The organism is Streptomyces sp. NPDC045967, assembly GCF_056430495.1.
In genome coordinates, this window is the sequence record NZ_JBWKLE010000051.1 from 1 (window position 1) to 1,084 (window position 1,084).

A 1,084-nucleotide genomic window follows, 5' to 3' on the forward strand; every position below is an offset into this window, starting at 1 on the left:
GGGATGGGCGGCCACACGGTGCCCACGGTGTTCGAGGGTCTGCCGCTGGATCTGGTGTCGATGTACTTCGAGCTGGACGGCACGTTCCCCAACCACGAGGCCAATCCGCTGGATCCGAAGAACATCGTGGATCTGCAGGCGCGGGTGGTGGCGGAGGGCGCGGATCTGGGGATCGCGTTCGACGGGGACGCGGACCGCTGCTTCATCGTCGACGAGCGCGGGGCGGGGGTCTCGCCGTCGGCGGTCACGGCGTTGGTGGCGGCGCGTGAGCTGGCCCGCAACGGCGGCCACGGGACGGTCATCCACAATCTGATCACGTCGTGGTCGGTGCCCGAGGTGGTCCGCGAGCACGGCGGCACGCCGGTGCGGACCCGGGTGGGTCATTCCTTCATCAAGGAGGAGATGGCGCGCACGGGTGCGATCTTCGGTGGTGAGCACTCGGCGCACTACTACTTCAAGGATTTCTGGAACGCCGACACGGGCATGTTGGCGGCGTTGCACGTGCTGGCGGCTCTGGGTGGTCAGCAGGGTCCGCTGTCGTCGCTGGTGGCCTCCTATGACCGGTATGCGGGTTCGGGTGAGATCAACTCGACGGTCCGGGACCAGGCGGCCCGCCTGGCGGCGGTGAAGGCGGCGTACGCGGGGCGCGAGGGCGTCACGGTGGACGAGCTGGACGGCCTGACCGCGACCGGCGCCGACTGGTGGTTCAACGTCCGCGCCTCCAACACCGAACCCCTGCTGCGCTTGAACGTCGAGGCCCGCGAGGAGGCCACTTTGGCCAAGGTCCGCGACGAGGTCCTGACCCTCATCCGCGCCTGACGCAGACACATCCCAGCCCCGCCCTGCCGACGCGGCCAAGCCGAATCCAGCCCCGCCGGCGTTTGAGGCGCGGGTCCGGGCGGAGCCCGGTGCCCGGCGGAGCCGGGTTCCGCCTCGGGCGGGGCCCGGCCCGCGCGCACCGACGCCCCGCCCGGGCTCACCCCCACCGCGCCGACGCGGTCGAAGCCCAATCCAGCCCCGCCGGCGTTTGAGGCGCGGGTCCGGGCGGAGCCCGGTGCCCGGCGGAGCCGGGTTCCGCCTCGGG

Annotated in this window: 1 protein-coding gene; it reads left to right on the plus strand. The window is 72.0% G+C overall.

Annotated elements, in window-relative coordinates:
- Positions 1-819: phosphohexomutase domain-containing protein (locus AC07FY_RS33000; RefSeq protein WP_479014141.1), on the plus strand; the 819-nt coding region annotated here is incomplete at its 5' end.
- Positions 820-1,084 lie beyond the last annotated feature (265 nt).